The organism is Cyanobium sp. BA20m-p-22, assembly GCF_024346275.1.
Taxonomy (GTDB): domain Bacteria; phylum Cyanobacteriota; class Cyanobacteriia; order PCC-6307; family Cyanobiaceae; genus Cyanobium_A.
This window is the reverse complement of record NZ_JAGQCQ010000162.1, coordinates 1-8,104: the sequence shown is the minus strand read 5'-3', so window position 1 is coordinate 8,104 and position 8,104 is coordinate 1. Positions and strand designations below refer to the sequence as shown.

Genomic DNA, 8,104 nt, shown 5'->3' with positions numbered 1-8,104 from the left:
GCCGATGTCGTAGGCCCAGCCATCGCCGCCCACCAGCCAGACGCTGGTTTTCACCAGGGCATCGGCCAGCTCCAGCAGCTGGCGGGCCTCGGGCTGCTCCATACCCGCCAAGCGCGCCTTGAGCTCGACCACCCGCTGGCGCTGCTCAACGATGCCGGCCTCATCGCCCTGGTCGGCGTTGCGCAGGGCCTCCAGCAAGGGGGGCGGGAACTCGGCAGGCTCAGGCTGGCCCGCCAACCGCTCCAGCAGATCGAGGGCCATCTGGCGCTGCTGGTCGCGCGCCACCCGCATCCCGTAGCCGAATTCGGCGTTGTCTTCAAACAGGGAATTACTCCAGGCAGGGCCCCGCCCCTCGGCGTTGGCGCTCCAGGGCGTTGTGGGCAGGTTGCCGCCGTAGATCGAACTGCAACCGGTGGCATTGGCAATCAGCATCCGATCGCCGAACAGCTGGGAGGCGAGCTTGAGGTATGGCGTTTCGCCGCAGCCGCCGCAGGCGCCGGAAAACTCAAACAGCGGCTGCTGCAGCTGCTGCTGGCCGATCTTGTGCAGGTTGAGCTCGGCGCGGGGCACCTCGCTCAGCTGCAGGAAAAAGTCCCAGTTGCCGCGGGCTTGCTCACGCAACGGCCGCTGCGGCGCCATGTTGATCGCCTTGCGCTTGGGCTCGCTGCGGTCGCGGGCGGGGCACACCTCCACGCACAGGGCGCAGCCGGTGCAGTCTTCGGCGGCCACCTGGATGGTGAAGGTTTGGCCGGCGAAGGCCGGATCGCGGGCGGGGGCGGTGCGGAAGCCCTCGGGGGCTGCAGCGAAGAGATCAGGGGCGCCCACCTTGGCGCGGATCACCGCATGGGGGCAGACCAGCACGCACTTGCCGCACTGCACGCACAGGTCTGTTTCCCACACCGGCACCGCATCGGCGATGTTGCGCTTTTCCCAACGGGCCGTGCCCACCGGCCAGGTGCCGTCGCAGGGCAGGGCGCTCACCGGCAGGGCATCGCCGCGGCGCTCCAGCATCGGCCCGATCACCTCGCGCACAAAATCGGGCGCCCCACTGAGCCGGTCCTCCCGCAATGGCTCCGGGCCGGAGCCGTCGAGGCTCGTCCAATCGAGGGGCACCAGGTGCTCGAGGCTGGCGTCGAGGGCCGCCAGATTCATCGCCACCACGGCCTCACCCTTGCGGCGGTAGCTGGTTTCGATCGAGTGGCGAATCCGGGCGAGGGCCTCTTGGCGCGGCAAGACACCGCTGAGGGCAAAGAAGCAGGCCTGCATCACCGTGTTGATGTGGGGCCCCATGCCCGCCTGACGCGCCACTTGGTAGGCATTGATCTGCTGCACCTGAATCCCCTTGCTGCGGATCTGGCTGCGCAGGGCTTCCGGCAGCCGCGCCCAGGTGTCTGCTGGCGCAAAGGGGCTATTGAGCAGAAACACGCCCCCGGGCTCGATGCCGGCCAGCAGATCGAAGCGCTCGACGAAATCCCACTGGTGGCAGGCCACAAACGTGGGCCGCTGGATCAGGTAGGTGGAGCGGATCGGCTGGGGCCCAAAGCGCAGGTGCGACACCGTGACCGAACCAGACTTTTTGGAGTCGTAAACGAAGTAGGCCTGGGCAAATAAATCGGTGCCCTCGCCAATGATTTTGATCGCCGCCTTGTTGGCCCCCACCGTGCCATCGGAGCCCAGGCCATAAAACACGGCGCGCACCTCAGCGGCGTCGGTATGAAAGGTGTTGTCGAGGGGCAGGGAGCGGTGGGTGAGGTCATCGTCGATGCCCACCGTGAAATGGTTGAGCGGGCGGGGCTGGCCAGCTGCCAGCAGGGGCCGCAAATGATCAAACACCGCCTTCACCATCGCCGGGGTGAACTCCTTCGACGACAGCCCATAGCGACCGCCCAACACCGCCGGCAGTGGTGCACCTCCATGCACCGCCGCCCACTCCTCGGCCAGGGCTGCCACCACATCGAGGTAGAGGGGCTCGCCGGGGGCGCCGGGCTCCTTGCAGCGATCGAGCACGGCAATCGCCCGGGTGCTGGCCGGCAGGGCCTCCACCAGCAGCCGGGCCGCAAAGGGCCGAAACAGGCGCACCTTCAGCACCCCCACCCGCTCGCCGGCGGCCTGCAGCGCCTCAGCCGTTTCCACGGCGGTCTCGCAGCCGGAACCCATCAGCACCAGCACCCGCTCGGCAGCGGCGGGGCCGACGTAGTCGTAGGGGCGGTAGCGGCGACCAGTGAGCTCGCCAAAGCGCGCCATCGCCTCGATCAGATGATCCGGGGCCGCGTCGTAGAAGCGGTTTACCGATTCACGCGCCTGGAAGTAGACGTCTGGGTTTTGGCTGGTGCCGCGGATCACCGGCCGATTGGGGCTGAGGGCGCGGGCGCGGTGGGCACTGATCTCCGCAGCGGGCATCAGCTCGAGCAGCTGGCCGTCGCTGAGCGGCTCGAGCTTCTGGATCTCGTGGGAGGTGCGAAAGCCATCGAACACATGCAGGAACGGCAGCCGGCTGCGCAGGCTGAGCCGGGCAGCAATGGCGGCAAAGTCGCCGGCCTCCTGCACCGACGCTGAGCAGAGAATCCCGCAGCCGCTGCCGCGGGTGGCCATCACGTCGCTGTGATCGCCAAAGATCGACAGGCCCTGGGCCGCCAGGGAGCGGGCGGCCACGTGCAGCACCGCAGGGGTGAGCTCCCCCGCCAGCTTGTAGAGGTTGGGGATCATCAACAGCAGCCCCTGGCTGGCCGTGAAGGTGGTGGTGAGCGCCCCGGCCTGCAGGGCGCCATGCACCGTGCCCGCAGCACCCGCCTCGCTCTGCAGCTCCACCACCGACGGCACGCTGCCCCAGAGGTTGGGCCGGCCCTCCGCGGCCCAGGCATCGGCCCACTCACCCATCGGCGAGGCCGGCGTGATCGGGTAGATGGCGATCACCTCATTGAGGCGGTAGGCCACCCGGGCCACGGCCTCGTTGCCATCAATCGTGAGCTGGGGGCTGCTCATGGCTCCTCAGCGGGATCGTCAGGGAGCACGACGCTTAGGGCCATGCCCACGTGCACCAGCACCCGATCGCCCACCGCCGCCTCCGGCAGGCAGGCCAGGCTCACTAGCTGGCGCACGCCACCGAAATCCACCTCGGCCTGGCGCCACAGCTCCGCATCAGGGCCGGCATCCGCCGACGAACCCCTGATCGACAAGATCAGGCCGGGGGTGGCCAGGCACATGGGTAGGCCTCCACGCTCTACTTCGTTATAGGCAGATCAGCCAGAGCTGCCCAAAGCTGGCCTATGGCCAGGCCGCCGTCGTTGCTGGGCAGCTGCTCGGCCCAGCGGGGCACCAGGCCGCCCCCCCGCAGGGCAGTGGCGGTGAGCTCCAGCAGCAGGCGGTTCTGGAAGCAGCCACCGGCCAGCAGCACCGTGGTGGCACCAAGGCGCCCAGCCGCCTCAGCCGCGGCGCTGGCCAGCCCGGCCGCCAGGGAAGCGTGGAAGCAGGCAGCGCTCTCCTGCGGCGCCACGCCCGCGTTCAACAAGCTGTGCAACAGGGGCTGCCAATCGAGCCAGCCAAGCTCGAGCCCAGCGGCCGGCAGCAGCGGCATGGGCGCCACCTGCGGAGGCGGGGCCTGCAGGGCTAGGCCCTCCAGCAGCAGCCCCGCCTCCCCCTCAAAGCTGCTGCGCTGGCACAGATCCAGCAGGGAGGCCGCCGCATCAAACAAGCGGCCAGTGCTGGAGCAAAGCGGGCTGTTACAGCCGCTGGCGATGGCCTGCAGCAGCAGCTGCCAATCGCCGGGGCTGAAAGCGGCCCGACAGCAGGCGGCCCCCGGATGGCCCAGGGCCTCCGGGCCGGCCGCGGCCAGCAGCCCCAGGGCGGCCCGGCGGGGTTCGGCCATGGCCCGCTCGCCGCCGGGCAGGGGAAAGGGGCGCAGGCAGGCCCAACGCTCAGCCCCGCTGGGCGTGAGCCAAAGCAGCTCGCCGCCCCAGAGCCGATGGCCACTCGCCTCGGCCGGCTCGCCATAGCCGAGGCCGTCGCAGGCCCACACCAGCAGGGGCAGCGGCAGGTCGTGCTCGGCCGCCACCGCCAGACCGTGGGCGCGGTGGTGCTGCACCAGCTGCAACGGCAGCCCCAGCCGCAGGGCCGCCACGGCGGCCAGCTGGTGGCTGGCGTAGCCGGGATGGCCATCGCAGGCCAGGGCAGCGAGCCCGGGGCCGGGGCGCTCCAGCAGCTGCTCGAGCCCCTCGCTCAACAGCTGCTGGGGCAAGGGCCCGGCCAGATCACCCAGCAGCGGCGCCAGCCAAACGCGGCCGCCGAGCGCCAGGGCCGGCGCACTTTTGAGATCACCGCCAAGGGCCAGGGCGGTGCCTGGCGGGGCCTGCAGAGCTAGGGCCTGGGGGGCGTAGCCGCGGGCCCGACGCAGCAGCACCGGCCGCCCTTCGATCACCTGCAGCACCGAGTCGTCGAGGCGGCGGACGATCGGGCGGTTGTGCAGCAGGAAGCCATCGGCGATGCCGGCGAGGCGATTGAGCGCCTCGGCTGGTTCAAGGCAGAGGGGCTCGCCGCTGCGGTTGCCGCTGGTGGCCACCAGGGGGCGGCCAAAACCCGTCGCCAGCAGCTGGTGCAACGGCGAAGCCGGCAACATCACCCCCAAAGCGGCGCTGCCGGGGGCCACCCCGGCGAAGGGCTGGCGCTGGTCTGGCCGCAACCGCAGCAGCACGATCGGCGCGGCCGGGTGCTGCAGCTGCAGCCTTTCAAGCTCAGATAGCTCCACCAGGGGAGCGATGGCCTCCAGATCGGCCACCAGCAGGGCCAGGGGCTTGGCCGGGCGCTGCTTGCGCTGGCGCAACCGGGCCACCGCCGCGCCGTTGCTGGCAGCCACCAGCAGCTGGAAGCCGCCCACCCCCTGCAGGGCCAAAATCCCGCCCGCCGCCAGCAGGGCCAGGGCTGCCCCCAGCGGATCCCCACCGCCGCCCCCGGCTCCCTGCCACCGCAACTGGGGCCCGCAGGCGGGGCAGCCGATCGTTTCGGCGTGGAAGCGGCGATCTGTGGGGTCGTCGAACTCCTTCTGGCAGAGGGCGCACAGGCGGAAGCCCGCCAGGCTGGTGTGGGCGCGGGCGTAGGCCTCGGCCGTGGCGATCGAATAGCGCGGCCCGCACTGGCTGCAGCTGATGAAGGGGTAGCGGTGGCGGCGGTTGGCAGGGTCGTGGAGTTCGGCCAGACAGGTGGGGCAGGGCGCCAGATCGGCGGCGAGGGCCGGGGCAATCAGGCCGGCGCCCAGGGGTTGGGCGCTGGCGGCGGCGATGCGCAGGCCAGGCGGCGCCGGAACGAAGGGCGGGAGCCACTCGGGCGCCAGTGGCTCAAGGGCGCCGGGGGGCTGCAACTCCTCGGGCAACCGCCGCAGCAGCAGCTCCAGCGAGCGGCGCTCCCCCTGCAACTCGAGCCTTACGGCGCCAGCGACGTTTTCCACCTCGCCCACCAGCTGCAACTCGGCGGCCAGGCGATGCACCAGGGGCCGAAAACCCACCCCCTGCACCACGCCCGAGCACCAGAGGCGCAGCCGGGCCGCGCTCATCGCGCCAGGGCGTTGATCAGGGCGTCGAGGCCGGCGCCGCTGCGGGCGGAGGTTTCCAGCACGCCGGCGTGGGGGGCGACCCGGGCGATGGCGGCGTGGGCAGCGGCGCGATCGAAGCCCACCGCCTCGGCCAGGTCGATCTTGGTGATCAGCACCAGATCGGCGCCGTGGAAGATCGGCGCGTATTTGAGCGGCTTGTCTTCGCCCTCGGTGGTGGAGAGCAGCACCACCCGCAGGCTCTCGCCGAGGTCGTAGGCGCCGGGGCAGACCAGGTTGCCGACGTTCTCGATCACCAGCAGCTCGAGCTGCTCAAGGCTGATGCCCTGGTGGTGGAGGCGATGCAGACCCTCGGCCACCATTGGCGCCTCCAGGTGGCAGGCCTGACCGGTGGTGATCTGCACCGCCGCCAGCCCGGCGGCCTGGAGGCGGCGGGCGTCGTTGTCGGTGGCCAGATCGCCCACGATCACCGCCAAGCCGGCGGGATCGAGGCGCTGGGCCAGGCCTTCGAGCAGGGCGGTTTTGCCCGAGCCGGGCGAGGAGAGCAGGTTCACCACCGTGACGCCTGCGGCTTGAAAACGCTGGCGCAGGCCGGCGGCATGGGCGTCGTTGCGCTGCAGCAGGGCCGTGTGCAGGGGCAGCTGGCGGGTTGGTTGTGACAGCGGCTCAGGCGCCGGCTGTCCGCAGGAGCAGTCGCGGCACATGGCAGCTAAGGGCAGAGGCCGTTTCCAGGCTAGGAACGCTGGACGGTGCGGACAGCGGCATCAATTGATGATCAAAATGGTGAGTTGAACGTGGTGCCCTGAAAGAATTCCGGATGCTCGCCACCGTCATGCAGCTCAAACAAGCCCTGCAGGCCCTGGTGCAGCGGGAAAGTGCCAGGCGCCTGGCCGCCCTCGGCGGCAGTGAGCCAAGCCTGGAGCCGATTCCCCGGCGGCAGAGCACCCTTTGATCCTCATCGGCGGCTTCAGCTAGGGCGATGCAACCGCTGCAGACGCAGCGAACTCACCAAGGCCACGGCCTCAAAGTCGGCATCAAAGCTCACCAGCACGGCATTGTGATGCAGAGCCACGGCGGCCACCAGCAGGTCGAGGCTCAGCACCGTGCGGCCGATGGCACGGCAGTCCTGGCCCAGCACAATCGCCTGCCTCCAGAGGTCTGGCGGCGTGGCCAAGGATGGCAATGTGGCGAACTGGGCCTCTAGCCGCTGGGCCTCGTCCGGTAGGGCCGAGCGCAGCAGCTCAAAGCGCACCGGCTCGGCGAGATGGGCCGCTGGATCGAGCACAAACGGGGCGATGAACTGCTTCAAGGCCAACGGGCTCCGGGCCCGGGTGAAGTCGATCCAGAGACTGCTATCGAGCAACAGCGTCATCGGGCCAGAGCCTGGTCGCGGTCGCGCTGTCGATCAGCCTCAAAACTATCCAGCTCCACCCCCCACTCGCCGCTGAGGAAACGCTGGGCGATGCGGGCGCGTCGATGCCGCTGCAGAGCCTCCTCCATCAGCAGACGAATGGCCGGACCTTTTTTGCGCTCACCCGTGAGCTCGAGGACTTCAACCATCTCCTCCTCGGAAAGCTCAACCGTCACTTTCATTATTTTGTCTTTTAATAATCAGATTTTGACATGGACATAGCAGGGAATCAAGCACCCTCACACCACCTCCAGGCTCAGCAGCCGCAGGTCGCGGCCACGCAGCAACTGACGGCTAATCGCACCACAACGGGGACAGTCGCAGCAGCCATCCAGGGCGGGGAAAGGGGCGTCGCAGGCGGAGCAATGGCATTCGGCCGCTTCGATCTCGATGCGCAGCTCGGCGCCAGCGGCGATCGTGCCGGCCATCACCACCGTGTGGGCGAAGCGCATCGCCTCCGGTTCCACCCCGGCCAGGCTGCCGATGCGCAGGCTGATCGCCGTGATGCGGGTGGCGCTATCGGCGTGGGCTGCCGCCAACGCCTGATCGCGCACCGCCTCCATCAGGCTGAGTTCATGCATGGCCCAGCAGGGTCAGGGCTTACGCGGGGGCACGGTCTGACGATCAAAACTCCAGGATGGGAGCCTACCTCAATTCATCGACCATACGGGTCCTTGCTTCGATCGTAAGGCCCAGCTCCCGGGCAATACTTGGACGGCGCTCCACCAACTCCTTAGCCGCTTCAGGGATGATCAAGATGACCTCGAGATCTTCAGTGGCATGGATAGCCACAGGACTGGGCCGATCATTGAACAGAGAAATCTCGCCAAAACAGTCTCCCTTCGATAGGGAATAGGCAATACGCCTATTCCCTAAACCATCGGGAACCGAGGCATCAGCCTTGCCCGCGATAATGAAATAAAGACCCATTACCCTATCTCCCTCTGCGTAAACCTTCTCACCAGCGGCATACGTATTGAGAACCGCATCCTTAGCCAAATCCCCAAACGACTCCACCTCAATCGCCTCCAATACGGGCATCTGCTGCAGGTCCTTGGAAAATTTGCTGACTCGCGCCAGATCCGTCGAAGCTGCTTCGACCTGATAAACCTCTCGAACGGGATAGGGAATTTTCAATCGATAACGCTGGTTGG

Annotated in this window: 9 protein-coding genes; 1 reads left to right on the top strand and 8 read right to left on the bottom strand. The window is 68.6% G+C overall.

What is annotated here, in order from left to right:
• The 4 genes from nifJ to hypB all read right to left on the bottom strand — a co-directional run.
• Positions 1-2,982 (bottom strand): pyruvate:ferredoxin (flavodoxin) oxidoreductase (gene nifJ / locus KBZ15_RS13680; RefSeq protein WP_255015772.1); only part of this gene is annotated, 2,982 nt, incomplete at its 3' end.
• On the bottom strand, positions 2,979-3,203 hold the full coding sequence (locus tag KBZ15_RS13675) for a HypC/HybG/HupF family hydrogenase formation chaperone (protein ID WP_255015771.1): 225 nt from the start codon (positions 3,201-3,203) through the stop codon (positions 2,979-2,981). The genes KBZ15_RS13675 and nifJ, both read right to left, overlap by 4 nt.
• Before the next feature lie 17 nt (positions 3,204-3,220).
• Positions 3,221-5,542, bottom strand: a complete 2,322-nt coding sequence (hypF, locus tag KBZ15_RS13670; protein WP_255015770.1) for a carbamoyltransferase HypF — start codon at positions 5,540-5,542, stop codon at positions 3,221-3,223.
• Positions 5,539-6,243 (bottom strand): hydrogenase nickel incorporation protein HypB, encoded by a 705-nt coding sequence (hypB, locus tag KBZ15_RS13665; RefSeq protein WP_255015769.1) that lies wholly within the window; start codon positions 6,241-6,243, stop codon positions 5,539-5,541. Before hypB ends, hypF begins: the two co-directional genes overlap by 4 nt.
• 113 nt (positions 6,244-6,356) lie before the next feature.
• Here hypB and KBZ15_RS13660 point away from each other — a divergent pair, with 113 nt between their 5' ends.
• Positions 6,357-6,491 carry a hypothetical protein gene (locus tag KBZ15_RS13660; protein WP_255015768.1) on the top strand — a complete coding sequence of 45 codons (135 nt, stop codon included), beginning with the start codon at positions 6,357-6,359 and terminating at the stop codon, positions 6,489-6,491.
• 15 nt (positions 6,492-6,506) lie between these two features.
• On the opposite strand, the gene KBZ15_RS13655 is transcribed toward KBZ15_RS13660, so the two are convergent.
• From KBZ15_RS13655 to KBZ15_RS13640, 4 genes are all read right to left on the bottom strand, one after another.
• Positions 6,507-6,911: a PIN domain-containing protein gene (locus KBZ15_RS13655; RefSeq protein WP_255015767.1), complete on the bottom strand. Its 405-nt coding sequence runs from the start codon at positions 6,909-6,911 to the stop codon at positions 6,507-6,509.
• Positions 6,908-7,099 carry a hypothetical protein gene (locus KBZ15_RS13650; RefSeq protein ID WP_255015766.1) on the bottom strand — a complete coding sequence of 64 codons (192 nt, stop codon included), beginning with the start codon at positions 7,097-7,099 and terminating at the stop codon, positions 6,908-6,910. Before KBZ15_RS13650 ends, KBZ15_RS13655 begins: the two co-directional genes overlap by 4 nt.
• 90 nt (positions 7,100-7,189) lie before the next feature.
• Positions 7,190-7,531 (bottom strand): hydrogenase maturation nickel metallochaperone HypA, encoded by a 342-nt coding sequence (gene hypA / locus KBZ15_RS13645; RefSeq protein WP_255015765.1) that lies wholly within the window; start codon positions 7,529-7,531, stop codon positions 7,190-7,192.
• Positions 7,532-7,595: 64 nt separating this feature from the next.
• On the bottom strand, positions 7,596-8,104 hold a 509-nt coding region (locus KBZ15_RS13640), incomplete at its 5' end, for a Crp/Fnr family transcriptional regulator (protein ID WP_255015764.1).